This is a genomic window from Phenylobacterium sp. LjRoot225 (assembly GCF_964252855.1).
In the GTDB taxonomy this organism is placed as follows: Bacteria; Pseudomonadota; Alphaproteobacteria; order Caulobacterales; family Caulobacteraceae; genus Phenylobacterium.
The window spans coordinates 2,148,881-2,173,511 of sequence record NZ_CAXUPL020000001.1 but is presented as its reverse complement, the minus strand read 5'-3'; the positions used below and the strand labels follow the sequence as shown (position 1 = coordinate 2,173,511).

At 69.8% G+C, this 24,631-nt stretch carries 23 protein-coding genes; 14 read left to right on the top strand and 9 right to left on the bottom strand.

Going from position 1 to position 24,631, the window contains the following annotated elements:
* Nucleotides 1-169 precede the first annotated feature (169 nt).
* Both ACSQ2B_RS10135 and ACSQ2B_RS10130 read left to right on the top strand, forming a co-directional pair.
* Nucleotides 170-892, top strand: a complete 723-nt coding sequence (locus ACSQ2B_RS10135) for a response regulator (protein ID WP_436049615.1) — start codon at nucleotides 170-172, stop codon at nucleotides 890-892.
* A 95-nt stretch (nucleotides 893-987) separates the two neighbouring features.
* A complete protein-coding gene (locus ACSQ2B_RS10130) occupies nucleotides 988-2,094 on the top strand; it encodes a methyl-accepting chemotaxis protein (protein ID WP_436049471.1) in 1,107 nt (368 codons plus the stop codon).
* Nucleotides 2,095-2,115: 21 nt separating this feature from the next.
* Here ACSQ2B_RS10130 and ACSQ2B_RS10125 read toward each other — a convergent pair whose 3' ends face one another.
* Nucleotides 2,116-3,135: a DUF535 family protein gene (locus ACSQ2B_RS10125; RefSeq protein WP_436049469.1), complete on the bottom strand. Its 1,020-nt coding sequence runs from the start codon at nucleotides 3,133-3,135 to the stop codon at nucleotides 2,116-2,118.
* 669 nt (nucleotides 3,136-3,804) lie between these two features.
* Here ACSQ2B_RS10125 and ACSQ2B_RS10120 point away from each other — a divergent pair.
* The 4 genes from ACSQ2B_RS10120 to ACSQ2B_RS10105 are packed head-to-tail and all read left to right on the top strand — an operon-like array spanning nucleotide 3,805 to nucleotide 7,875.
* Nucleotides 3,805-4,287, top strand: a complete 483-nt coding sequence (locus tag ACSQ2B_RS10120; protein WP_436049468.1) for a spore coat protein U domain-containing protein — start codon at nucleotides 3,805-3,807, stop codon at nucleotides 4,285-4,287.
* Nucleotides 4,288-4,314: 27 nt separating this feature from the next.
* Entirely contained in the window at nucleotides 4,315-5,034 is a 720-nt protein-coding gene (locus tag ACSQ2B_RS10115; RefSeq protein WP_436049467.1) for a fimbrial biogenesis chaperone, read from the top strand.
* On the top strand, nucleotides 5,018-7,372 hold the full coding sequence (locus ACSQ2B_RS10110) for a fimbria/pilus outer membrane usher protein (protein ID WP_436049466.1): 2,355 nt from the start codon (nucleotides 5,018-5,020) through the stop codon (nucleotides 7,370-7,372). The genes ACSQ2B_RS10115 and ACSQ2B_RS10110 overlap by 17 nt, the downstream gene beginning before the upstream one ends.
* 17 nt (nucleotides 7,373-7,389) lie before the next feature.
* Nucleotides 7,390-7,875, top strand: a complete 486-nt coding sequence (locus ACSQ2B_RS10105; RefSeq protein ID WP_436049464.1) for a spore coat protein U domain-containing protein — start codon at nucleotides 7,390-7,392, stop codon at nucleotides 7,873-7,875.
* Nucleotides 7,876-7,901: 26 nt separating this feature from the next.
* Here the strand turns inward: ACSQ2B_RS10105 and ACSQ2B_RS10100 are convergent, their stop codons facing one another.
* Nucleotides 7,902-9,383: a PLP-dependent aminotransferase family protein gene (locus ACSQ2B_RS10100; RefSeq protein ID WP_436049463.1), complete on the bottom strand. Its 1,482-nt coding sequence runs from the start codon at nucleotides 9,381-9,383 to the stop codon at nucleotides 7,902-7,904.
* Nucleotides 9,384-9,598: 215 nt separating this feature from the next.
* Between ACSQ2B_RS10100 and ACSQ2B_RS10095 the strand changes: the two genes are divergently transcribed.
* On the top strand, nucleotides 9,599-10,219 hold the full coding sequence (locus ACSQ2B_RS10095; protein ID WP_436049461.1) for an FMN-binding negative transcriptional regulator: 621 nt from the start codon (nucleotides 9,599-9,601) through the stop codon (nucleotides 10,217-10,219).
* Between the two features lie 45 nt (nucleotides 10,220-10,264).
* On the opposite strand, the gene ACSQ2B_RS10090 is transcribed toward ACSQ2B_RS10095, so the two are convergent.
* The 3 genes from ACSQ2B_RS10090 to ACSQ2B_RS10080 form a co-directional block, all read right to left on the bottom strand.
* Nucleotides 10,265-10,759, bottom strand: coding sequence for an OsmC family protein (locus ACSQ2B_RS10090; RefSeq protein WP_436049460.1), 495 nt, complete (start codon nucleotides 10,757-10,759; stop codon nucleotides 10,265-10,267).
* Nucleotides 10,760-10,771: 12 nt separating this feature from the next.
* Nucleotides 10,772-11,011 (bottom strand): DUF2188 domain-containing protein, encoded by a 240-nt coding sequence (locus ACSQ2B_RS10085; RefSeq protein ID WP_436049458.1) that lies wholly within the window; start codon nucleotides 11,009-11,011, stop codon nucleotides 10,772-10,774.
* Between the two features lie 144 nt (nucleotides 11,012-11,155).
* Nucleotides 11,156-11,626, bottom strand: a complete 471-nt coding sequence (locus ACSQ2B_RS10080) for an Lrp/AsnC ligand binding domain-containing protein (RefSeq protein WP_436049457.1) — start codon at nucleotides 11,624-11,626, stop codon at nucleotides 11,156-11,158.
* A gap of 81 nt (nucleotides 11,627-11,707) precedes the next feature.
* On the opposite strand from ACSQ2B_RS10080, the gene putA reads away from it, so the two are divergent.
* A complete protein-coding gene (gene putA, locus ACSQ2B_RS10075; protein WP_436049455.1) occupies nucleotides 11,708-14,836 on the top strand; it encodes a bifunctional proline dehydrogenase/L-glutamate gamma-semialdehyde dehydrogenase PutA in 3,129 nt (1,042 codons plus the stop codon).
* A 23-nt stretch (nucleotides 14,837-14,859) separates the two neighbouring features.
* Here putA and ACSQ2B_RS10070 read toward each other — a convergent pair whose 3' ends face one another.
* Nucleotides 14,860-15,135 (bottom strand): hypothetical protein, encoded by a 276-nt coding sequence (locus ACSQ2B_RS10070; RefSeq protein WP_436049453.1) that lies wholly within the window; start codon nucleotides 15,133-15,135, stop codon nucleotides 14,860-14,862.
* A 419-nt stretch (nucleotides 15,136-15,554) separates the two neighbouring features.
* On the opposite strand from ACSQ2B_RS10070, the gene ACSQ2B_RS10065 reads away from it, so the two are divergent.
* Genes ACSQ2B_RS10065 through ACSQ2B_RS10040 form a run of 6 tightly spaced genes read left to right on the top strand, consistent with a single transcriptional unit; the run spans nucleotide 15,555 to nucleotide 19,715 of the window.
* Complete coding sequence (locus ACSQ2B_RS10065) at nucleotides 15,555-16,385, top strand: MlaA family lipoprotein (RefSeq protein WP_436049451.1); 831 nt, start codon at nucleotides 15,555-15,557, stop codon at nucleotides 16,383-16,385.
* A 25-nt stretch (nucleotides 16,386-16,410) separates the two neighbouring features.
* Nucleotides 16,411-17,052: an MlaC/ttg2D family ABC transporter substrate-binding protein gene (locus ACSQ2B_RS10060; protein WP_436049449.1), complete on the top strand. Its 642-nt coding sequence runs from the start codon at nucleotides 16,411-16,413 to the stop codon at nucleotides 17,050-17,052.
* Nucleotides 17,053-17,082: 30 nt separating this feature from the next.
* Nucleotides 17,083-17,625, top strand: a complete 543-nt coding sequence (gene mlaD, locus ACSQ2B_RS10055; RefSeq protein ID WP_436049447.1) for an outer membrane lipid asymmetry maintenance protein MlaD — start codon at nucleotides 17,083-17,085, stop codon at nucleotides 17,623-17,625.
* Nucleotide 17,626: 1 nt separating this feature from the next.
* Nucleotides 17,627-18,436 (top strand): MlaE family ABC transporter permease, encoded by an 810-nt coding sequence (locus ACSQ2B_RS10050; RefSeq protein ID WP_436049445.1) that lies wholly within the window; start codon nucleotides 17,627-17,629, stop codon nucleotides 18,434-18,436.
* Nucleotides 18,433-19,245, top strand: a complete 813-nt coding sequence (locus ACSQ2B_RS10045) for an ABC transporter ATP-binding protein (protein ID WP_436049443.1) — start codon at nucleotides 18,433-18,435, stop codon at nucleotides 19,243-19,245. Before ACSQ2B_RS10050 ends, ACSQ2B_RS10045 begins: the two co-directional genes overlap by 4 nt.
* Nucleotides 19,242-19,715 carry a hypothetical protein gene (locus ACSQ2B_RS10040; protein WP_436049441.1) on the top strand — a complete coding sequence of 158 codons (474 nt, stop codon included), beginning with the start codon at nucleotides 19,242-19,244 and terminating at the stop codon, nucleotides 19,713-19,715. The genes ACSQ2B_RS10045 and ACSQ2B_RS10040 overlap by 4 nt, the downstream gene beginning before the upstream one ends.
* 12 nt (nucleotides 19,716-19,727) lie before the next feature.
* On the opposite strand, the gene ACSQ2B_RS10035 is transcribed toward ACSQ2B_RS10040, so the two are convergent.
* From ACSQ2B_RS10035 to ACSQ2B_RS10025, 3 genes are all read right to left on the bottom strand, one after another.
* Nucleotides 19,728-20,987: a sugar MFS transporter gene (locus ACSQ2B_RS10035; protein ID WP_436049439.1), complete on the bottom strand. Its 1,260-nt coding sequence runs from the start codon at nucleotides 20,985-20,987 to the stop codon at nucleotides 19,728-19,730.
* Nucleotides 20,988-21,126: 139 nt separating this feature from the next.
* Nucleotides 21,127-22,422 (bottom strand): L-rhamnose catabolism isomerase, encoded by a 1,296-nt coding sequence (rhaI, locus tag ACSQ2B_RS10030; protein WP_436049437.1) that lies wholly within the window; start codon nucleotides 22,420-22,422, stop codon nucleotides 21,127-21,129.
* A 39-nt stretch (nucleotides 22,423-22,461) separates the two neighbouring features.
* Entirely contained in the window at nucleotides 22,462-24,573 is a 2,112-nt protein-coding gene (locus tag ACSQ2B_RS10025; RefSeq protein ID WP_436049435.1) for a bifunctional rhamnulose-1-phosphate aldolase/short-chain dehydrogenase, read from the bottom strand.
* Between the last annotated feature and the right edge of the window lie 58 nt (nucleotides 24,574-24,631).

Below are 24,631 nucleotides of genomic sequence, written 5' to 3'. Positions count from 1 at the left end.
AACCTTGCGCCTTTGTATCGAGGGCCTGGGGGCGGCGGCAAACCTTCGTCTGCTCCTGACGCCGGAAGTGCGCCCGAGCTCCGTTCAACGAAGCGTCGCCGCCACATTCGTCAGGCCCGAAGGTCGTCGGGCCCAGAAATCATCAGGCAAGGAACAGGCCGTGATTCCGATGCAAAGCTTCCTGCCCGCCCGCCAGATCCTGGTCGTCGACGACGACGCGGGCCTGCGCGAACAGATCGCCGGCTACCTGCGGGAGCATGGCTATGTGCTGCACCTCGCCGGCGACGCCCGGGCCATGGAGGCGGTCCTCGCCGCGAGGTCGATCGACCTGATCATTCTCGACCTGATGCTGCCCGGCGAGGACGGCCTGTCGATCTGTCGCCGCGTCGCCGGCGCCGGCGGACCGGCGATCGTCATGATGAGCGCCATGGGCGACGAAGTGGATCGCGTGCTGGGCCTGGAGCTCGGCGCCGACGACTATCTGTCCAAGCCCTGCAGTCCGCGCGAGCTGTTGGCCCGGGTGCGCGCGGTGATCCGGCGGCTGGACGAGGCGCGCAGCGGCGCGCCGGGGCGGGCCAAGGTCTATGAGTTCCTCGGCTTCATGGTGGACGCCCACCGCCGCCATGTCCGCACGCCGAGCGGCACGACCGTCCTGCTGACCGCAGGCGAATTCGCCCTGCTTCAGGCCTTTCTCGACAACCCCCAGCGGATCCTCTCCCGCGACCAGCTGCTCGAACACGCGCACGGCGGCGAGCCCGATCCCGCCGGCCGCGCCGTCGATGTCCAGATCAGCCGGCTCCGGCGCAAGCTGCACGCCGAGGCCGACGGCGAAATCATCCGCACCATGCGCGGCGCCGGCTACATGCTCGACGCCAAGGTGAGCCGCGCCTGACGGCGGCCCGAATTGGGCAAGTATTTGTAAAGCAATTCCTTACGGATCGGGCGGACCATAACCCGAGAAACGGGCATCGATTCGGGGAAACAACCGTGGCGGAAGCCGAGACCGACCCGCGGCCGGAAAGGATACTGGAGCTCTCCGAGCGGCTCAGCAAAGTGGCGGGGCTGCGCATTGGCGAGATCTCCACCGTCAACCGCATGGCCAAGATGCTGTCGGTCAACGCCCTGATCGTCGCGGCGCGAGCTGGCGAAGCCGGCAAGCCGTTCGCGGTCGTCGCCGAGGAATTCAAGAAGATCTCAAACGAGATCGACGTCATCGCCGCCTCGATGGAAAGCGAGGTCGCCGCGGACCTGGCCGAGCTGACGGCGGTCGGCGGGGGGATACTGGAGCATCTGCGCGGCCAGCGTTTCGTCGACCTGGCGCTCAACGCCATCGAGATCGTCGACCGCAACCTCTACGAACGGACCTGCGACGTGCGGTGGTGGGCCACCGACGCGGCTGTCGTCGAATGCCTGCAGAGTCCGTCGCCCGAGAAGGCCAAGCACGCCAGCAAACGCCTCGGAATCATCCTGGACGCCTACACGGTCTATCTCGACCTGTGGATCTGCGACGCCGCCGGCAAGGTGGTGGCGACCGGGCGTCCGACCCGCTACCCGAAGACCGCCCAGCTGTCCGCAGCCCAGGCCCCGTGGTTCCTGCAGGCGATGCGCACGGCCTCCGGCGCGGACTTCGCCGCCTGCGACATCCAGCAGGAGCCGGCGCTGAACGATGCGCCGGTGGCGACCTATGCGACCGCGATCCGCACCGGCGGCGACGCCGACGGCAAGGTCATCGGCGTCCTGGGCATCCACTTCGACTGGCGGCCGCAGGCCCAGGCGGTGGTCGACGGCGTGCGGCTGAGCGACAGCGAGAAAGCGCGGTCGCGCGTCCTGATCCTCGACCAGGCGCATCGGGTGCTGGCCGCCTCGGACGGACGCGGGGTGCTGACGGAGACCGTCCGCCTGGATGTCTCGGCCGGCCCGATGGGCTGCTACACCGACAAGGGCCAGACGATCGGCTACGCCCTGACGCCGGGCTACGAAACCTACGCCGGCATGGGCTGGTACGGCTGCGTGCAGCAGCTGGCCGAGCCCGCCGTCGGCGCGGAGCCGGAAGCGGTCCCGGTGGTTGTCTCGCGAACCGACCGCGCCGCCTAGACCTGCGAGCGTCCCGCGCGTTCAGGCGGGTTCGAGGATCTCGGCCTCGACGCTTGCGGCAGGCTGAGTCGGGAGCCATGTCGGGATCGCGTCGTTCGGCTGAGCCCAGGCGTCGGCGAAGGCCGGCTCCGCGTGCCGCGGCGCGGCGGGAGCGGCCTGCGGCGCAAAGTCCGGCAGGCTCTTCATGACGGCGTCGAGCCGGCTCTCCCAAAGGTTCAGCAGCAGATATCGCGACGCATAGAGCTTGCGCTTCTTGGCCGGGATCTCGGCGGAGGCGCGACGCCGGGCGGCGACCGGAAGCTCGAAAAAGGCCGTCGAGATCTGAAAGCCGCCCCGTTCCAGCCAGGCGTCGTTGTAGCGGAGGCGAGGCGCCTCGGCGGAGACGGGCGAATTGCGCCGCGCATAATCGCTCGTGAGCGAGTGGCGCTCGTCGCTGACAGCCTTGATCAGCGCGACGCCGAGCTGGCGGCACAGGGCGCAGAAGAGCTCGAAGAGGAGATCCCGCGGCCGCAGGCCGTAGGCCGCCTTGGTGATCTCCCGATAGTGCTCGAGGGCCGCGGGGCTGTGCAGGCCTTGCAGCCCGCCGACATAGCCGACCAGACCTTCGTCTTCGCCGACGAGGCTGAAGGACAGCGAGAACAGGCGTTGGCTTCCGTCGAAGAGGCTGAGCGTGAGCGGTCCTTCGCGCAGCATCCATCCGACCTGGTGCAGCACGAGACGGCAGGAGGGGCCGAGCTCCTCGAGCCGCATCAACTCGACCTCGGTCTCCACCGCCTGCGAAAGCATCGCAGGCAGCTGGTCCACGCGCCGACAGTGCTCGACGAGGGTGCTGATCCGCTGGGGAACGGTCCAGTCGGCGCAGACGAACGGGGTGACGGCCATGCCCCACAGCTCGGGGCGGGCGCGCAGCTGGCGGCCCAGCGTGCTGTCCCGCGGGGCGAGGAAGAACGGAAGGAAGTCGGGCGCGTGCGCAGCGACACCGGCCAGGCTGAGCGCCTTCTTCTGAAGGGCTCGGAAGATCTTCGTCGTCGAGGTTCGCATGGGAGGTCCGGGAAGCCTTGCGTTGATCCAGTTGCGCGTCCGAATTGAACCAATCCGGGGCCGACAACCTCGAGTGTCGCAAGGCCTGTACCAATGCGCCGGATTTGGAGGCGGCAAGGTCGTTCCAACGCCGAACCACAGCGATGAGATGTCTCTGATTTTACCGGAAAAAGAGGCGTCTTGGGCCGTCTTTGCGGCCTGGCGCGTAGATCCGTAGAACCACCTCGTTGAACGATTGTGGCACGCACCAAATGCGGACATCAGCGAAGTCCGCGCCGGGGCTGGCCCGCTTTTCCGCGCGGGCCGGCTGGGGCGCCGGCCATCCCGCCATCGACCCGCTGGCGATCCCCCCAGCTACTCGGCCCGAGCTCGCCGAGCGGACCCGCTGCGCGTCGGGCCGGTCCGTGGCGTAAGATTTCAATGCTCGCTTCGACGAATCCAGCTGGATATCTGGGGAGCTAGGCAGTTGTTGAAACGCTATATTTGACCGATTTGCGTAGAACGGCAGAGGTTGAAATCGAACTTAAATAATAAATAATCCCAATCGTCAACTTATAGGTGTATACTATTCGATATTGAGTGGATGCAAAGGCGGTCATTGGCGGAAATTACCGTCGATAATAAGTATTCAAGGCCCTGCGTCACAATGTCCGCTCAAAAGGTAATTCGATGAAAATCGCGCTTCTTCTTGCGACCACCGTCCTTGGCGTGGCGGCCGCCCAGGCCGCCTCGGCGGCGACTGCGACATCCAACATGAGCGCCAGCGCCAGCGTGTCCAGCGTCTGCACCATGGATTCCACTCCGCTGGCGTTCGGCGAAGTCGCGCTCACCGGGGCCACGCCCGGGACGGCCACTATCAACGTGACCTGCACCGGCGGCGGCGGCTACACCGTCGGCCTGGGCAACGGCCTGCACAATGTGGCGGCCCAGCGCAATCTGGTGAGCGGGTCCAATATCCTGGCCTATGACCTCTTCAAGGAGGTCGGTCGCACCACGCGCTGGGGCGATGCTGGCGCGGGCCTGGTTTCCGGCACCGGAACGGCGGTGCAGCAGACCTTGACGGTGTACGGAGAGGTCACCACCGGCCAGACCCTCGTTTCCGGCAATGGGACCCCCTACACCGACACGGTTCTGGTCACGCTCACCTACTGAGGCCGTCGGCGCCGAAGGAGACGCGTGATGCGACCTATGCCTGTCCTGGCGGCGCTGCTGTCCGTGGGGCGCCTGCTCTCCGGAACGGCCCAGGCGGCCGTTCTGGAGATCTCGCCCGTCACCATCAGCCTCGCTGACGGCCCAAGCGCAGCGACAATGGAGATCAGGAACCGCGGCGACACGCCCGCCGCGGTTCAGGTCCGCGCCTATGCCTGGGCGCAGGCCGGGGACGAGGACGTCCTGACGCCCACCCGCGACCTCATCCTGTCGCCGCCGGTTTTCACAATTCCTGCGGGCGCGTCTCAGACCTTGAGACTGTTGTCGCGCGGCGGGACCTCGACCGCGAACGAGCGCAGCTACCGGCTGCTGGTCGATGAGGTCCCGACCGCAAGCCCACGTGATCAGCAGATCGTCATCGCGATGCGCGCCTCGCTGCCGGTCATTGTCGCGGCGGCGGCGCCGACCCCCAACGGGCTCCAATGGCGGGTCGATCGCGCGCCCGGCGGGGAAATCGTACTGTCGGCGACCAATGCCGGACGGGGCTACGACGCCGTGCAGGCGATCGTGGTGACTCTGGCCGACGGCAGTCGCCGGTCCGCGGTGGCTCGCGGCACGAATCCGTACGTCCTGGCCGGCGCCGAGCGCCATTGGGTCGTCGATGGCGGCCGTGCGCCGGCGGGCGCGCTGCGCCTCAACGTCACCACCCGCAATGGCAAGAGCGAGCAAACGCTTGCGCTGGCGCCTTGAGCCGAAGGTCGGCCTGGGCGCCGTCGCCCTGCTCGCAGCCCTGCTGGCGGCAGACGCGGCGTTGGGCGCCGAGCGCACCCTGGTCCTGGAGGTGGTGATGAATGGTCGCGCGACGGGCCGGGTCGGCGAGTTCATCGACCGCGATGGCGCGCTCTACGCCAGACCCTCGGAATTGCGTGAGCTTGGCTTCGTTGTCCCGCGGGGCGTCCCGGCGGACAGCGCGCCGATCCCGCTCACCTCGCTTCCCAATGTCCGCGCAAAGGTGAATGAGGCGCAGCAGACGCTGGTGGTGGTGGCCGGCGACTCCGCCCTGCAGCCCGCCGAGCTTCGCGGCCGAACGCCGCCGCCTCTGGCGCCGCTGTCGCGCCCTGACTACGGCGCGGTGCTCAACTACGACGTCGTCGGAACGTTCAGCTGGGCGCGGGCCACTGGCGGCGCCCTGCTCGACGGGCGCGCCTTCAGCCCGTACGGACTGTTTCAGAGCACGGGTTTCGTCAACGTCGCACCGAACGCTGGCGAGAAGCACGTCGTGCGCCTCGAGACCACCTACACGAACACCCAATCTGACAAGCTGCGCCGGTGGCGAGTCGGCGACGTCGTGTCGGGAGCCCTGCCGTGGACGCGGGCCGTGCGGCTCGGCGGCGCCCAGGTGGCCAGCGACTTCGGCCTGCGCCCCGACCTGATCACCTATCCCCTGCCGCAGATCAGCTCTACTGCCGCGGTGCCCTCAACCGTCAACGTCTTGGTGAACGGGGTTCGCCAGCTTAGCGAGTCTGTGCAGGCCGGTCCCTTCAACGTGCGGACGCTCCCCGTGGTGACGGGCGCAGGCGAGGTGGCGGTCACGGTCGTGGACGTGCTCGGCCGGGAAACCCTCATCAGCCTACCCTTCTACGCCAGCACCGCGCTTCTGGCCCGAGGGCTGGGCAGCTATTCCGTCGAATCCGGCGGCGTGCGGCGAAATTTCGGCCAGGCCGGTGATCGGTATTCGGGATGGGCCGCGAACGGATCGGCCCGCTACGGCCTGACCGAATGGCTGACGCTGGAAGGCCATGGCGAGGCCACGGGCGAATTGGCGCTGCTCGGCGGGGGCGTCACCTCGCTGATCGGAACGCTCGGCGTGGTCAACGTGGCGACGGCAGGCAGTGTCGGCGGAAAACCCGGCTCCGCAAGGCCGGGCGGCGCCATGGGGTGGGCGAGCGTGCAACGGGTTTCGCGACGCGCCAGCTTCGGCGTCAGCGGCGGGTTTTCCACCTCAGGTTACCAGGACATCGCTGCTGAGAACGGGTCTCCGACGGCGAAATCGACGCTGGACGCGAACCTTGGCTATCGGCTCGGAGGGTGGGGAAATATCGGCGTCGCCTACAGCCGCCGAACCTCGCGAATCCAGCCGGCGAGGTCTGGGCAGGGGCGACTCGACGAAGGCGTGGTCGCCCATCAACGGGTCGAGATCATTACGGCGAGCTACAGCGCAAGTGTCGGTCAAGCTTCCCTCTACGCCACCGGCTTCAAGGATCTTCGCGATACGCGGGCCTTCGGCGTGGGCATCGGCGTCAGCTTCCCGTTCGGCGGCTCGACCTACGGGTCGGTCGAGGCTTCGCAGGAGGGCGGGCGTTCCAGATTATCGGCGAACGTCGCCAGGTCCGCCCAGAGATCGGGTGACTACGGTTACCGGCTGCAGGCCTCGGAAGGCGCCGCCGCTCGACTGTTGGCGGAAGGGGAGTTGCTTCGCGGCTGGGGTCGCCTGTCGGCCGGCCTTGACCGGTCCGCCGGACAGGTCGCCGGTCGCGCCGGCGTCAGGGGCGCGCTTGTCCTGGCCGGCGGCCGCGTGTTCGCCAGCGATCAGATTTTCGACAGCTTCGCCGTGGTCAGCACCGGCGACATCGCGGGCGTACCTGTGCTGTACGCGAACCGGCCTGTGGGCAGGACCGATGCGCACGGGAAGCTCCTGGTTCCTTCGCTGCTCTCCTACCAGAACAATCGGCTCGCGGTCGACGTCACCCGACTGCCTCCAGACATTGAGGTCGGACGAACCTTCGTGCTGGTGCGTCCTGCCGACCGATCCGGCGTGATGGTCGATTTTCACGTACGAAAGGTGGCCGCGGCCCTGCTGACGCTGCAGGACCGCGCGGGTCATCCGTTGCCCCTAGGCTCGGTCGCCAGGGTAGATGGCGCGGAACCCGAACCGGTGGGCTATGACGGCGCGGCCTATGTGACCGGCCTGCAGCCGAAAAACCGCATGAAGGTGGTTTTGCCGGACGGAGCGACCTGTGGCGTGGTCTTCGACTACAAGCCGGTGAAGGGGGATATTCCGCTCATCGGCCCGCTGGTGTGCCAGTGACGCTTCAGCGCCGGTCAATGCGTGTTCGACTTGCCTGGCTGACGGTTCTGGGGCTGTCGACGGCGCTGGCCGCTGCGCCGGGCCCGGCCGAGGCCAGTGCAGTTTGCACCCTCTCCGCCACGCCGCTCATGTTCGGCCAATACGGGCCCTACGAGGATGCGCCGACGGACTCCACCGCGACGATCACCGTGACCTGCACCAGTTCCAACGGGGTTCCTGTCGTAATCAACGGATCGATCAGCTTGACCGGGCCAGGCGCCCCCTCCGACCGCGAACTCACCGATGGGCCAAACGGTCTACTCTATCAGCTGTTTCTGGATCCTTCGAGAACGACCCTTTGGGGGGACGGCGGCAGCGGCGGCGCCAAATCCATCGCCGGGACCGCCAGCCTCGCCGGCTCCTTCCAGGAAACGGTCACCGTCTACGGGCGCATCCTGGCGCGGCAGTCCGGAGCCATGGTGGGCGCCTACACCGCTCAGATCGGGGTCGTCCTGGACTACTGAGTCAGAAGCCGCTCCAAGAACGCCGGTTACTCCGTGCAGGCGGGTTCGCGCGCCGCCGCCTGGGCCATCAGCTTGAGGGCGGCGTCGGCCTCGGCCTCGCGCAGGCTGGCGAAGCCGATCCTCAGGCCCCGCACGGCGTCGTCGCTGGCGGCGAAGGAGCGTGAATCGGCCATGCGCAGGCCAAGGCCCGGCGCGCGCGCCTCGATCCGGTCGAGGTCGGCCGTGTCGCGGAAGCGCAGCCAGAAGGCGAGGCCGCCGTCCGGCATGCGCATGTCGATCATCGCGCCCAGATGCCGCTGCAGCGCCTCGGCGAAGGCCAGCCGGCGTCGGCCATAGATCTGGGCGACTTTGCGCGCGTGGCGGCGCAGCTCGCCGCTGTCGAGCAGCTCGGCGGCCGCCTCCTCGGTGATGGTGTTGCCCATGCCGTCGGTCACCGAGACGTTGTGGGCCACGGCGTCGATGAAGCGGGCGGGGGCTGCGATATAGCCGATGCGCAGGGCCGGCAGCAGCAGCTTCGACAGAGAGCCCACATAGATCACCCGCTCCGGCGCGTAGCTGGCCATCGGCAGCAGCGGCTGGGACTCGAAGTGGAACTCGTGGTCGTAGTCGTCCTCGATCACCGCGAAGTCGAACTGCCGGGCGAGCAGCAGCAGGCGCAGCCGCCGGTCGGGCCGCAGCGACACCGTGGTGGGGAACTGGTGGTGCGGCGTCAGGAAGATGGCGCGCACGCGGTGGGCGCGGCACTGGCGCTCGACATCCTCCACGTCGATCCCCTGGTCGCCGGTCCGGACCGAGACCACCCGGGCTCCGCAGGCCTGGAAGGCCGCTGCCGCGGGCTCGTAGGTGAGGCTCTCGACGAGCACGGCGTCGCCGGGCGAGAGCAGGGTGCGCGCGGCCAGAAAGATGGCGTTCTGGCTGCCGCGGGTGACGCAGATGTTTTCCGTCCCGACGCTCAGGCCCCGCTCGGCGGCGAGCATGGCGGCGAGGCTGCGGCGCAGGCCGGGCGCGCCGCGCGGGTCGCCATAGAGCAGGCGGTTGCCCCGCGAGGCCTGCTGCACCGCCGTGCGATAGGCCCGCGCCAGTATGTCCTCCGGAAACAGCCGGCCGTCGGGGGAGCCTTCGTCCAGGCGGATGCGTGCGTCCGAGGGCAGGGCGAGCGGCCGTTCCGGCGGGGCGTGGAAGCGGTAGGCCGGCGCCTTGTCGGTCATCGGCGTCGGCGCGGCCGGCCTGCCGCGGGCGGCCGGCAGCTGGTCCGAGACCATGGTGCCGCGCGTGCTGCCGGAGGTCAGCCAGCCCTGGGCGATCAGGTCCTCGTAGGCCAGAACGACCGTCTTGCGGTTGACGCCCAGGAGGTTGGCCAGGTCGCGGCTGCTCGGCAGGTAGGCGCCCGAGACCAGCCGTCCGCGCTCGATCTCATGGATCAGGGCGTGGGCGATCTGCAGATAGACCGGAGTGGCGCGGGCGGGATCGATCATTCCGCCGAGAGACAGCTTCCACGGTCGCGGCATTGGTCCCGTTCCTGGGCTTTCAAGGTCTAGGTTGGCCGGGCCAAGGTAGCGGGCCGCGCCACGGCCGCAATGGCCGGCGCCTTGGCCCCATGGGTTTGTCGGTATTGGCGCTTGTCGCTCGCAGGCGGCGGACCGATCCTGCCGGGAGAAAGCAGATGGATGGCCGCGGTGCTGCGTGAAGATCGAGGACCGCCGGTGGCGTCGAGGACCAGCCGGTGAGCGCGTCGGCGCCCGGGTCGCCCTTCGAGACCTACCTCCCCGAGGACGTCGCCCAACTGATCGCGGAATTTCCGCTGGCCTGGGTGTGCCCGCGCGCCAGCGGGGCCGAGCCGCCGGCCCTGCTGCCGTTGCTGGCCGACGTCGATACGGCGGGCCAGGTCACGGCCCTGGTCGGACACATGTCCCGGCGCAATCCGCTGATGGCCGCGCTGCAGGCGTCGCCGGAGGCCGTGATCCTGTTCACCGGGCCGCAGGCCTATGTCTCCCCGGCCCGGGTCTCGGAGGCCAACTGGGCGCCGACCTGGAACTACGCCCAGGTGCGCATCGAGGCGCGCCTCCGCTTCGAGCCGGAGGTCAGCGGCGCCTTGGGCCGGCTGGTCGCGGCCATGGAGACCGCGGAGCCGACGGGCTGGACCTCCGAGCGGCTGGGCGCCCGCTACGCCCCGATGGAGGCGGCGATCATCGGCTTCCGCGCCGAGGCGCTGGCGGTGCACGCCCGCTTCAAACTGGGACAGGACGAGCGCGTCGCAGCCCTGCGCGAGATCCTCGAGCGCCACCCGGATCCCGCCCTGGTGCGCTGGATGCGTCGGATGAACGCCGCGCGCCTAAGCGCCTGAAGTTCGCGCGTTGCCCAGCCGCCCCGCGGGGGCGGCGATGCGCTCTCAGTCCTGGCAGGCCTCGATCATGTCGTTGGCATGGTCGGTGGGCTCCGGGTCCAGGCGGCCGGGAAGGGGCTGTTCGGCCAGGACGGTGATCACGTCGACCCCCCGCGTCAGGGTCTGGTGGACCGGACAGCGGTTGGCGATCTCCAGGATCCGGAGCCGCTGGTCCGGCGTGAGATCGCCGTCCAGCACGATTTCGCGCGCCAGACGATCTTTCGCCTCCAGTCCGTCCCGGCGGTGCAGCACGCGGACCGTCACTGCGTCGAGGGGCCACTGTTTCCGCGTCGCATAGAGCCTGACCGTCATCGCCGTGCAGGCGCCGAGCGCCGAGGCGATCAGGTCATAGGGGGTGGGGCCGGAGCCCAGGCCGCCGACCGCAGCCGGTTCGTCGGCGAGGAAGGTCACGCCGCCGGCGCGGACCTCCACCTGGAACTTGCCCCCGCCGGTCTCCCGGACTTCGACGCCTTCGGCGACTCTCTCATCCTGACTCGACATTCGCGGCTCCGTTCAGTCGTCGACCCTGGTGTCGGGGCGGTCGTCGCCGGAGTCGATTTCGGCGTGCCAGCGGCCGGAGGCGTCCTCGTAGACGATGTCGGCGGTCTCGCCCGGCTGGCGCTGCTCGGCTGCGGCGCGGACGGCCGCGCGGTGCGCCGCCTCATGCGTCGGGAAGGTCTCCGAGAAGGAGCCGTCGACCTTGTAGGCCCAACCGCCGTCATGCTCGACGACCTGATAGACGACTTCCGTCATGCGCGGGTTCCCTGAATTCAACCGCTGGCGGAGCGCTGCAGCGGCATGGGCGACGACGATCCCCAGCTCGAGGATGGCCTCGTCTGCATAGCACCATCCGCAAGGTCGTGGGACGACTCCGCTGCCTGGGAGCTGCTAAGCGTCTCAGATCGGCAGGGCGGCGCCGGCCTTGATCTCCTCCAGGACGGCGTAGGTGCGGGTCTCGCGCACGCCCGGCATCTGCACCAGCACCTCGCCCAGGAAGGCGCGATAGGCCTCCATGTCGCGGACGCGGGCCTTGATCAGATAGTCGAAGCCGCCGGCCACCATGTAGCACTCGAGCACGTCGGGCGCGCGCCGGGCGGCGGCGGCGAAGGCGTCGAACACGTCGGCGGTGGTGCGGTCGAGGACGACCTCCACGAAGATCAGCAGAGAGCGGCCGATCTTCGCCGGATCGACGAGGGCGGCGAAGCCTGTGATGTAGCCCTGCTCGCGCAGCCGCCGGACCCGCTCCGAACAGGCCGAGGGCGAGAGGTTGCAGCGCTGGGCCAGCTCCTGGTTGCTGATGCGGCCGTCGGCCTGCAGGACGCGGAGCAATCGGCGGTCGGTGGCGTCCAGTCGAAGTTCGTCCGGCATAGGCGTGATTCACCCAGATATTGTGCGGCATTTGGATCATATATCCGCAGCCTATCCGGAGAAAGGTGAGGTATCCCGTAGATGCGCCGGTCAGTCGGCGTCGGGGTCGCCGCCATGTCGCTGGATCATCTGGACGCGCTGAAATTCACCGACGAGCGGGCCGCGCTGGCCCAGCTTCTCGCCGCCGAGCCCCTGTCGCCGGACGCCCGCGAGGCGGTGCGCGCCGATGCGCTGGCCCTGGTCGGCGCGGCCCGGCGCGGCGACCGCCGCCAAGGCCTGGTCGAGGATTTCCTGCAGGAATTCAGCCTTTCGACGCCCGAGGGCCTGGCGCTGATGTGCCTGGCCGAGGCCCTGCTGCGCACGCCGGACGAGGCGACCCGCGACCGGCTGATCGCCGAGAAGATCGCCTCGGCGGACTGGGCGAGCCACGTCGGCCGCTCGGGCTCGGTGCTGGTCAACGCCTCGACCTGGAGCCTGATGCTCACCGGCCGGCTGATCGATCCGGACGAACAGGCCGAGAAAGACCTGCCGGGCTTCCTGCGCCGGCTCGCGGGCCGGCTGGGCGAGCCGGTCATCCGCCACGCGGTGGGGGTGGCCGTGCGCATCATGGGCGAGCAGTTCGTGCTGGGCGCGACGGTCGAGAAGGCGCTGAGGCGGGCGGCGGCCGAGGGCTTCGTCTGCTCATTCGACATGCTGGGGGAGGGCGCTCGCACCGAAGCCGACGCCGAGCGCTACGAGGCGGCCTACGCCGTGGCGATCGCCAAGGTGGCGCTGGCGGATCCGGGCCGCGGGCCGGAGGCCGGCCACGGCGTCTCGGTCAAGCTCTCGGCGCTGTCGCCGCGCTACGAGGCGCGCGAGGCCGAGCGGGTCTGGGCCGAACTCTATCCCCGCGTCCTGCGGCTGGCCGTCCAGGCCGCCAGGGCCGACATCAACCTGACGCTGGACGCCGAGGAGGCGGACCGGCTGGTGATCTCTCTGGAACTGCTCGACCGGCTGGCCGGCGAGGCCGAACTCGGCGACTGGCGTGGCCTCGGCCTGGCGGTGCAGGCCTATCAGAAGCGAGCTCCGGAGGTGATCAACGCCGTGGCCGGGATCGCCCGGCGCCGCGGCCGGCGGCTGATGGTGCGGCTGGTCAAGGGCGCCTATTGGGACAGCGAGATCAAGCGCGCCCAGGTGGCCGGACTGCCCGGCTATCCGGTCTGGACCACCAAGGCCGCGACCGATCTCTGCTACCTGGTCTGCGCGCGGGCGCTGATCGCGGCGGCGCCGGATCTCTACGCCCAGTTCGCAACCCACAACGCCCACACCCTGGCGGCTGTCCGGCAGATGGCGCAGGCCGCCGGGCTGAAGGTCGAGCACCAGCGGCTGCACGGCATGGGCGAGGCGCTCTACGCCGCCGCCCGCGAGCGCTACGGCGCGTTTCCCTTGCGGGTCTACGCGCCGGTCGGCAGCCACGAGGACCTGCTGCCCTATTTGGTCCGGCGGCTGCTGGAGAACGGCGCCAACACCTCCTTCGTCCACGCCCTGCTGGACGAGAAGACTCCGGTGGAGAAGGTGGTCTCCGACCCGGTCGAGGCGGTGCGGGCGTCCGGCGGCGGGCCGCACCCGCGCATCCCCTTGCCGCGCGACCTCTACGGCGCGGCGCGGCGCAACAGCGAGGGGCTCGACCTCTCGATCGCCGAAACCCGCGCCCGGCTGGCGGCGGCGGTCGCCGCCCTGGACGGCGACGACCTGAGCGCCGGGCCGATCGTCGGCGGCCGCGAGACCGCCGGCCGCGCCGGCCAGCCGCGCTGCGCGCCCGCCGATCTCGGACGGGTCCTGGGCGAGGCGGGCGACGCGAGCCTGGACGACGTGAACGCCGCCTACGCCGCCGCCCAGGCCGCCCAGCCCCACTGGGACGCGCTCGGCGGAGACGGCCGGGCGCCGGTGCTGCGCGCCATGGCCGATGCGCTGGAGGCGAACCGCGACCGGCTGATCGCCCTTTGCGCCCGCGAGGCCGGCAAGACCCTGGCCGATGGGATCGCCGAGGTGCGCGAGGCCGCCGACTTCTGCCGCTACTACGCCAGCCTCGCCGAACGCCAGTTCGCCTGGCCCGAGACGATGAAGGGGCCGGTGGGTGAGACCAACCGGCTGTCGCTGCACGGCCGCGGCGTCTTCGCCTGCATCAGCCCGTGGAACTTCCCGCTGGCCATCTTCACCGGCCAGATCGCCGCCGCGCTGGCCGCCGGCAACGCGGTCCTGGTCAAGCCCGCCGAACAGACCCCTTTCATCGCCGCGGCGGCCGTGCGGCTGTTCCACGCCGCGGGGCTGGATCCGGACCTGCTGCACCTGCTGCCCGGCGAGGGGGCAAGCGTCGGCCAGGCGCTGGTGACTCATCCGGCCTGCTCCGGGGTGGCCTTCACCGGCGGCACCGAGACGGCCTGGGCGATCAACCGGGCGCTGGCGGCGCGCAACGGCCCGATCATCCCCTTCATCGCCGAGACCGGCGGGCTCAACGCCATGTTCGTCGACACCACGGCGCTCCGCGAGCAGGTGATCGACGACGTCATGACCTCGGCGATCGGCTCCGCCGGCCAGCGCTGCTCGGCGCTGCGGCTGCTGTTCGTCCCCGACGAGACCGCGGACCTCTTGATGGAAGGGCTGGTCGGGGCGATGCGCACCCTGGTCGTCGGCGATCCGGCGGATCCCGCGACCGATGTGGGTCCGGTGATCGACGAGGAGGCGCGCGCCGCACTGGAGGCGCATAGGGAGCGGCTCGGGCGCGAGGCCTGGGTGCTGGCCGAGCTCGAGGCTCCGCCGGGCGGGCATTTCTTCGGGCCGGTGATCGCGGAGATTTCCGACGCAAGCTTCCTGCAGAAGGAGGTGTTCGGGCCGATCCTGCACGTGGTGCGCTACGATCCGCAGAACCTGGACGCCGCCGCCGGGGCGTTGAAGGCGGCGGGCTATGGGCTGACGCTGGGCATCCATAGCCGCATCGAGGCCTTCGCCGAACGGGTGCGCCGCGCGGTCCCGGCCGGCAATGTCTACGTCAACCGTTCGATGACCGGCGCCGTCGTCGGCGTGCAGCCGTTCGGCGGGGAGGGGCTCTCCGGCACCGGCCCCAAGGCCGGCGGCCCGCACGCGCTCCTCCGGTACGCCGTGGAGCGGGCGGTCAGCGTCAACACCGCCGCCCAGGGCGGCGACCCGGCCCTGCTCAATCTCGGAAGCTGAGCCGGGCGGGACCGCGGCGCGACCTATTCGGCCGGCTTGTCCTTGACCGGGGTGCTCATCACGAACGGCAGGTCGGGCGAGGTGATGGTGGACTGGCGTCCGTTCTCGTGGATGACGGTCACGCGGCCGAGGGCCGGATTGACCACCACCGCCTTCAGGCCGTCGATCCATTTGTGAAGGGCCGCACGCGCGGTCTCCAGGGCCGCGCCGCCGAGGGTCGCCTCTGCGGAGGCCTCGACCTCTTCGGCCAGCTCCAGAACGCGCTCGGCGGTCGCCTTGGTGATGTCGTCTTTGCTCACAGCTGCTCCTGGATGCTCTGCTCGAAACTCGACCGAACCCATACGCTTTGCAAGGCGTCGGCGCAGCCGCCTTGCGGCGGCGGCGGAGACCCGTGCCGGAAATGCGCCACTGGGCGAAGGAGATCCCGCGCCGGGCGCCGCAAATCGGGTGAGACAGCTCCAAGCGGCGCTGTGCGAGGATAGGGGCGCCACGGATGAGACCCGTGTCCCCGCGTGCGCGTTCCTGCGGAAACTTCGGAGTAACGAGGGTGGCGAGGGCGTGACCAGGCTGATAATTCATCGGGCGCGTGAATGTGCAACCTGCAGAGCACAGGGGCCCAGGGATTTGGGCGTCGAGCGCTGGGCTGCGCTGAATACCTGACGCGTGGGCTTGATCCTGAGCACGGTATAGCTACGTGGCATCAGTCTACGGAGTGAGCATGACTCGACCCAGCAGAATGATCGAACGCCGGTTCGCGGCCTGGCGACATGTCGGCCTTGGCCTGGCGGGCGCGCTGATCGCGACTGCGGCGGCCGCACAGCCGGCGGCGGAGCCGGCGATTGCGCCGTCGGCGGCCGCAAACACGCTGACCGCCGCCAATACGCCGATCGCCTATGACCCGTGGCAGCCGGTCAACCGCGGCCTGTTCGCCGTCGGCATGGGCCTCGACCGCGTCCTGATCGGCCCGATCGCCCACGGCTACATGTACGTGACGCCGAAGGTCGTGCGCAAACGGGTCAGCTCGGTGGTCTTCAACCTCGGCGAACCCTCCACGGCGCTGGAGGACCTCCTGCAGGGACATGCCGGGCGCGCGGGCCGCACGGGGGTGCGCTTCGTCGTCAACAGCACGGTCGGCCTGCTTGGCATGTTCGACGTGGCCAGCGGCTGGGGGCTGCGCGGCCACGAGTCGGACTTCGGCCAGACCCTCGGCCGCTACGGCGCCCAGACCGGTCCCTACGTCTATCTGCCGGTGATGGGACCGTTGAACCTGCGCGACGGCGTGGGCCGGGTGGTCGATGTCGTCACCGATCCCATCGGCTTCGTCACCGGTCCGATCACCTCCACCTCGGGCGCGATCCGCACCGGCGTCACCGCCCTCGACCTGCGCGCCTCGGGCGACGCGGCGTACAGGGCGCTGGAGGACGCCACCGATCCCTATGTGACCACCCGCTCGGCCTACAGCCAGTATCGCGCGGCGGTCATCGACCGGGCGACGGGCGAAACGGCGACGCTGCCCGACTTCGACCCAACCCCAACCCCGTCTGAATGATCCGTACTTCGAAGACCTGGAATTGATGATGCCTCAACTGAAGCGGCGCACGCTGTGCGCCACCGTTTTCGCCGCCGCCGCGCTCAGCGTCATCGGCGGAGCCGCCCAAGGCGCACCCGGCGTCCGCGATCCGGGCGCAGAACAGTTCGTGCAGATCGGCGCCCAGCGGGTGATCACCGTCCTCGCCGACAACCGCATGAGCGAGTCCCAGAAGGCGGCCGTCTTCCACCGGGCGATCGACGACCTGGCCGACGTGCCGAGGATCACCAACTTCGTCCTCGGCAAATACGCCCGCACGATCACGCCGGCCCAGCGCGCCCAGTTCGCGCCGACCTTCCGCACCTATGCGGAAAGCGTCTACCGGAACCGGATCAGCGACTACCATGGCGAGACCCTGCGGGTGACCGGCTCGACCGTCCGCAAGCCCGGGGACGTGATCGTCGCCACCCAGGTGACCGGCGGCCAGCTGTCCCAGCCGGTGGTGATTTCCTGGCGGGTGCTGGGCGCCGGCGGCGCCTGGAAGGTCGTCGACGTGCAGTTCAAGGGCGTCTGGCTGGCGATCACCCAGCAGCAGGATTTCGTCTCCACCATCGACAACGCCCACGGCGACATCGACGTGCTGATCGCCCAGCTGCGGCGCGACGCGCAGCAGCCGGCGCCGCGCTGAGCCGGCTCGGACGAACGGAGGCGGTCGGAAATGCGCGAACAATGGGCTGAAACCTTGGTGGGCCTGGTGGTGGTCGCCCTGGCCGCCGTCTTCCTGGTCTATTCGCTGACGGTCGGCGGCGTGGATCGAAAGGCGGGGCAATACGAGGTCACCGCCAAGTTCGGCGAAGTGGGCGCGCTGACGCCTGGCGCGGTGGTCAGCGTCGCTGGCGTGAAGATCGGCACGGTCTCGACGATCACCCTGGATCCCAAAACATATCTGGCGGTGACGAAGCTGAGCCTCGACGAGGACGTCAAGCTGCCTTCGGACTCCACCGCCAAGGTGACCAGCGACAGCCTGCTCGGCGGGGCGCACATCGTGATCGCGCCCGGCGGGGCGATGGACGACCTCAAGCCGGGCGGCGAGATCGAGAACACCCAAGGGTCCGTCGACCTCTTCGGCCTGATCGGCCAGGTCATCCGGCCGCAGCCGTCGGTTGAAGGAAATGCGGCGGCGCCAGCCCCTGCCGCGACGACCCCGTCCTCCGGCGTCGGGGCCGCCGCCGGCGATCCCGCGGCGCTGCCGGATTTTTGAGATGACGGCTCCGACCTTGGCGTCGCCGCCCGCCGGGTTCGCCCCCGTGCGCCTGCTCGGCCGCTCGGTTCTGGCGGGGCTGCGGAAGGTGGGCTCGGTGGCGGCCTTCGCTGGCCGTGGCGTCATCGCCGTGGTGAGCCCGCCCTGGTTCCCGGGCCGGCTGCTGCGGCAGCTCGCGGCGATCGGCTACTTTTCCCTGCCGGTCGTGGGGCTGACCGCGGTCTTCACCGGGGCGGCGCTGGCGCTCAACATCTACACCGGAGGAGGGCGGTTCAACGCCGAGCAGGTGATGCCGCAGATCGTCGCTCTGGGCATCACCCGGGAGCTGGGTCCCGTGCTGGCGGCTCTGATGCTGGCGGGGCGGGTGTCGGCGGCCATCGCGGCGGAACTCGGCGCCATGCGGGCGACCGAGCAGATCGACGCCATGCAGACCCTGTCGACCGATCCGTTCCGCTACCTGGTGGCGCCGCGCCTGCTGGCCGGCGTGCTGGTCCTGCCCCTGCTGACCGCGGTCGCCGATCTACTCGGCGTGGCGGGCGGCTGGCTGGTCGCCACCCGGGTGCTGGACTTCAATCCGACCGTCTATATCCGCAATACGATGGACTTCCTGCAGGTCGGCGACGTCGGCACGGGCCTCATCAAGGCCGCCGTGTTCGGCTTCCTCGTCACCCTGATGGGCTGCTATCACGGCTACAACGCCAAGGGCGGCGCGCGCGGCGTGGGCCGCGCCACCACCCACGCCGTGGTCTCCGCCTCGGTCCTGGTGTTCGCCGCGGACTATCTGCTCACCTCGCTGTTCGCCCACACATGAGCGCACCCCCGATCAGCGCGCCCGCAACCGGCGCTCCCCCAATCGGCGCGCCGGCGAAACTCGCCTGGAAGGGCGTGGTCAAACGCTTCGGCGCGACGTCGGTCCTGGACGGCCTGGACCTCAGCGTCGAGACGGGGCGCTCATTGGTGATCATCGGCGGGTCGGGTCAGGGCAAGTCGGTCACGCTCAAGATCGCGCTCGGCCTGATGCATCCCGACGCCGGCCAGATCGCCCTCGACGGGCAGGATGTGAGCGGCCTCAGGGCCTCGGCGCGGCGCAAGCTGTTCTCGCGGTTCGGCGTCCTGTTCCAGGGCGCGGCCCTGTTCGACAGCGTCACGGTCTGGGAGAACGTCGCCTTCCGCCTGATCAACGCCGACGGCGTCGGCCGCAAGGCCGCGAAGGCCCGCGCGATCGACGCCCTGGAGCGCGTCCGCCTGGATGCGAAGGTCGCGGACCTTTTTCCGGGCGAGCTCTCCGGCGGCATGCAGAAGCGGGTCGGCCTGGCGCGCGCCATCGTGGCGACGCCGGAGATCCTGTTCTTCGACGAGCCGACCACGGGCCTGGACCCGATCACGGCCGCCGCCATCAACGACCTGATCATCGAACAGGTCCGGCGCCTGGGCTGCACGGCGGTCTCCATCACCCACGACCTGGCCTCGGCGCGGACCATCGGCGACGAGATCGCCCTGCTGCACGAGGGCAAGATCGTCTGGAGCGGCTCGCCGGCGGATCTCGACGCCACCACCGATCCGCGGGTGCGTCAGTTCGTCGACGGCCGGCCGGAAGGTCCGCTGACGGCGAACCTGTGACGCGGGCGGCGCTCATCCGGCGCGGCCTTGGGCTGGCGGCCCTGTTCGTCGCCCTGTCGGGCCAGGCGCAGGCGCAGGCCTTCGTGAATCCTCTGTGCCGGAGCTACGTGTCTCCGGCGGACCTGCGCTTCGACACCGCCGAACACGCGCGGTGGTACAAGCGGTTCTGGACCGGCGAGTGCGACCACCTGCTGGCCTGCCTCCCTGGCAAGCCGAACTGGAACGATATCGCCGCCCAGCTTGTCGCCCACGGCGGCGCCGTCGAGCGGCTGGCGCTGCAGCCGAAGGTCTGCACCCTGGGCCAGAGGATCGGCCTGGAGTGGTCTCGCGAGCACAAAGTACGGCGCGTTTCGACCGCGGACCTGCATCGCTACTACGACATGCTGCGGCGCGACGGCGACCCGTTGCACGGCGTCGAGGCGGTGGCCCGGGCGGTCGACGGGGACCTCAGGCGCCCGCCGCCGCGGTGACGTCCGCCGCGCTCATCTGACGGCGTGCGGACGCGCGGCGCCGCGCCAGCCATAGGCCGCCACGACGGCGAAGCAGGCGGCGGGCAGCAGGAAGGCGGCGGGCGTGCCGTAGGCCTCGGCGATCCGGCCCATCGGATAGGGCAAGAGAACCCCGCCGCCGATCGCCATGACCATGAGCGAGGCGCCGCGCTTGGTGGCGGCGCCGAGGTCGGCGACGCCCAGGGTGAAGATGGTCGCGAACATGGTCGACATGAAGAAGAAGACGGCGATCAGCGCCACCGCTGAGACCTTGGCGATTCCGGCGGCGACCACTAGGCAGAGCGCCAGGTTGATCAGGCCATAGGCCGTCAGCACGGCACGGGGGCGAACCCGCAGCAGCAGGGCGGTGGTGGCGAAGCGGCCGACCAGATAGGCGGCGGCGGCGATCGATAGCAGGAAGGCGCCGTCGCGCGAGGTCAGGCCAGGCCAGGTCTCGGTGACGAGGTTGATGAAGAAGGCGCCGATGCCGACCTGGGCGCCGATGTAGAGCGCCTGGGTGATCACTCCGAAGACGAAGTGCGGTTGCGCCAGCGTCGTCGGCCCGGCCGCTGCGCCCGCGGGGGCGGCGTGCAGGAGCTCGACGCCATGGTCGGCGCCCAGCTCCGGAAGGCGCGCGCGCGCCACGATGGCGGCGAAGACCAGCACGGCGATGGCGATGGCCAGATAGGTGGCCTGCACCGCCTGCTGCGCGCCGTCCGCCGCGCCCTCCCGGAAGAACAACGCGCCCCCGATCACCGGGCCGAAGAAGACCCCCAGCGCATTGAAGGACTGGGCGAGATTGAGCCTGCGCGAGGCGTGCTCCGGCGGACCCAGCACGTTGACATAGGTGTCGGCGGCGGTCTCCAGGAAGCAGAGCCCCGAGGCCATGACGAACATCGAGCCCACGAAGAAGGGAAAGCTCGCCGCCTGGGCCGAGGGGATGAACAGCAGGGCGCCTGCAGCCGTCACCACCAGGCCGAAGACGATGCCGAACTTGTAGCCGCGCGCCTGCAGCAGCATGCCGGCGGGCAGGCTCATGAGCAGATAGGCGCCGAAATAGGCTATCTGCAGCCAGGTCGACTGCGCCTTGCCGACGTTCAGCGTCTCCTGGAAGTGCTTATTGAGGACGTCGAGCAGACCATAGGCCAGGCCCCAGACCACGAAACAGGCCACCGCGAAGGCCAGCGGACCGCGTAGGCTGCGCAGGTCCGGCGGGCTCAGGCCGGGGGGCGCGGCGTCGATTTCGATGGCCATTGTGGGCTTCCTCCAGATGGCCGCGGATCAGCCGATTGTCGTTCTTCGATGGGGTGGGCCCGGCGCGATCTCGAGTCGCGCCGGGCCCCGCCGCCCGCCGACCGGGATTACGGGTGGATCGGCGGGCGGCTGTTGCGGATCAGACGATGCCGGCGCCCAGGCCGACGGGTCGGCGCTGCTGCGCCTTACGTTCGCGCCATCCGGCGTCTCGATAGGCGGCGAGCACGTCGATCGCTCCGCCGGCCTCGACCCGGGCCATGGCCAGGATCGGAGCGACGTCGACGTTGTAGGCGCGGCGCAGGGCCTGAAACGCCATCATCGTGTCGTTGGCCTCCTGGGCGGCGTGCAGGGCGTCGCGGTCGACCAGCACGGCCTTGGCGTAGGCGCCGACGATCGCCTCGGCAGAGGACAGCATGCTCTCGATCGGGTCGGTGACGTTGTGCGACTGGTCGATCATGTAGGCCGGGTCGAAGCCGTCGCGCGGGTTGAGCTCGGCTTCCACCAGCTCGTTGAACACCAGGTAGAGCTGGTGCGGATTGATCGAGCCGCTATCGAGGTCGTCGTCGCCGTACTTGCTGTCGTTGAAGTGGAAGCCGCCGAGCTTTCCGAAGCGGTGCAGCCGGGCGACGATCTGCTCGATGTTGACGTTCGGCGCATGGTGGCCGAGGTCGACCAGGCATTTGGCCTTGGGACCCAGCGTCTGGGCGGCGAGGATCGACGAGCCCCAGTCGGAGATCACCGTCGAGTAGAAGGCGGGCTCGAACATCTTGTGCTCGAGCAGCATTCGCCAGCCGTCGGGCAGGGCGGCGTAGACCTGGGCGGCGGCCTCCAGGTAGCGGTCGAGCGAGCGGGCGAAATCCTGCTGGCCGGGGAAGTTGCTCCCGTCGCCGACCCAGACGGTGAGGTCGCGGGCGCCGAGCTTCCGGCCGATCTCGATGCACTCGATGTTGTGCGCCACCGCCTGCTGGCGGGTCGCCTCGACGGTCGAGGAGAGCGAGCCGGTGGCGTAGGTCTGGGCCTGGCCCGGCTGGTCCTGGAAGGTGTTGGAGTTCACCGCGTCGAAGCCCAGGCCCAGACTCTCGGCCTCCTCGCGCAAAGCCTTGTAGTCGCTGACCTTGTCCCACGGGAAATGCGGCGAGACCCGCGGCGTCGCGCGGCTCAGCTGGTTGATGACCGCGCAGTCCTCGAGCTTCTCGTGGATGGTGGTCGGCTCGCCGGGGATCGGGAACTTGGCGAAGCGGGTGCCGCCCCGCCCGGCGCCCCAGCTGGGCACGGCCACGGTGAAGCCGGCGACCTTGGCCTTGACGGCGTCGATGTCGAGGCCGCGGCGCGCCAGCTGGCGGCCGAGGCTGGCGTAGTCGTCCTGCAGCGCGGCCATGCGCTCGGCGTTGTGCGCGTCGATCTGGTCGGTCGAGAGCGGTAGCGAGGTGGCCATGTCGTTCCTCCAGCGGCTCTGCGGCCGCTTGTGCGTGGTCTAGCGGGTAAAGGCCTGGGCGTTGCCGGCGTCGACGTTGAGCATGTTGCCGGTCGACTTGGCCGAGGCCTCCGAGGCGAAGAAGAAGACTGCCTCGGCGACGTCCTCGGGCAGCACGTCGCGCTTCAGCATCGAGCGCTTGCGGTAGTGCTCTTCAAGCTCGGCGCCAGGGTCGACGCCATGGGCGCCGGCGCGCTCCTTGCGCCAGTCGCCGTCCCAGATGCGCGAGCCGCGGATCACCGCGTCCGGATTGACGCTGTTCACCCGGATGCCCATCGGCGCGCACTCCAGCGCCAGGCAGCGGGCCAGGTGCAGGGCCGCCGCCTTGGCCGAGGCATAGGCCGCGGCGCCGGTCGCGGCGGCCAGGCCGTTCTTCGAGCCGATGAAGACGATCGAGCCGTTCTTCTGCGGCTTCATCAGCTTGATCGCCTCGCGCGAGGTCAGGAAGTAGCCGAGCGCCAGGACGTCATAGTTCTTCGTCCAGAGGGCGACCGTGGTCTCCTCGATCGGGGCCGAGGAGGCGATGCCGGCGTTGGCGACAAAGACGTCGAGGCCGCCGAACTCGCGGGCGCAGGCGGCGAAGGCGGCGATCACCTGGGCCTCGTCGGTGACGTCGCAGACCGCCGAGCGGACCAGGTCCTTGCCGTACTGCTTCTGGAAGCCGGCCTTGACCTCTTCCAGCACGCCGGCGTCGCGGTCGACCAGCATGACGCAAGCGCCGTCCGCCATCAGTCGAGCCGCGGTCGCCGCGCCGATGCCGCCGGCGCCGCCGGTGACCAGGGCCACCTTGCCGACCATCGGCTTGGGCCTGGGCATGCGCTGCAGCTTGGCCTCTTCCAGCGCCCAGTACTCGATGTCGAAGGCTTCCTGTTCGGGCAGGCCGACGTAGCCGCCGATGGCCTCGGCCCCGCGCATCACATTGATGGCGTTGCCGTAGAACTCGCCGGCCAGCCGCGCCGTGGTCTTGTCGGCCGCGAAGGTGATCCGGCCGACCCCGGGGACCAGCACCACGACTGGATTGGGGTCGCGCATCGCCGGATCGCGCGGGCCAGCGCAGCGGCTGTAGTAGCCGGCGTAGCCGTCACGGTAGTCGGCCAGGGCCTGGGCCAGATAGGCCTCGTCGTCCAGCTTCGCCGGGTCGAGCGTCAGCGGGGCGATTTTGGTGCGCAGGAAGTGGTCGGGGCAGGAGGTGCCGATGGCGGCCAACCGCAGGAAGTCTTTCGAGCCCACGAACTCCAGCGCCTCGGCGTCGTCGGAAAAGTGGCCGACCTTGCCGCGCGCGCCGGTCATCAGGCCGCGCAGGCGGGGCATCAGGCTTGCGGCGACCGCCGCGCGCTCGTCGGCCGGCAGCGGGGCGACCCGCGGGCCGCCGAAGGCCGGCTTGCCCGCCAGCCTGCCGTTCAGGTAGCGCGCCGCGTCGGCGATCAGGGCGATGGTGTTCTCGTAAGCCGCCTTGGCGTCCTCTCCCCAGCAGATGATCCCGTGGCCGGCGAGCATGACCCCGCGCAGGCCGGGGGTCTTCGCCACATAGTCGCGGATCTGCACGCCGAGCTCGAAGCCCGGACGCTTCCACGGCAGCCAGCCGATCTGCCCGCCCCAGATCTCCCGGGTCGCCGTTTCGCCACCGGCCGAGGCGGCGAGCGCAATGATGGCGTCGGGGTGCACATGATCGACATGAGCGAACGGCAGCAGCCCGTGCAGCGGGGTGTCGATCGAGGCCGCGCGCGGGTTCAGGTTGAAGGTGCAGTGCGGCAGGTAGCCGACCATCTCGTCTTCATGTTCGACGCCGCGGTAGAGGGCCTCGGTCGCACGGAACTTGTCGAGGTAGAGGGTCGCGAAGCCGTCCAGCTTCATCGAACCGATGTCGCCGCCGGAGCCCTTCACCCACAGCACCTTCACCGTTTCGCCGGTCAGCGGATCGCGCGCATCGAGCTTGGCCGAGGTGTTGCCGCCGCCGAAGTTGGTGACCGTCAGGTCCGAGCCCAGCAGGTTCGAGCGATAGAGCAGCAGGTCCTCGGGCGACTTGGCCGCGGCGTCCGTGTCCGACCAACGGCTGGTGGGAACCGCAAACAGCAGGGCGCTGGCCGTCGCCGTGGGGGACACGTCGTTCATTCGCCTTCTCTCCCGAGATGAGGTGAGCAACCCTATCCTCGGGGCTGGCGTCAATCAA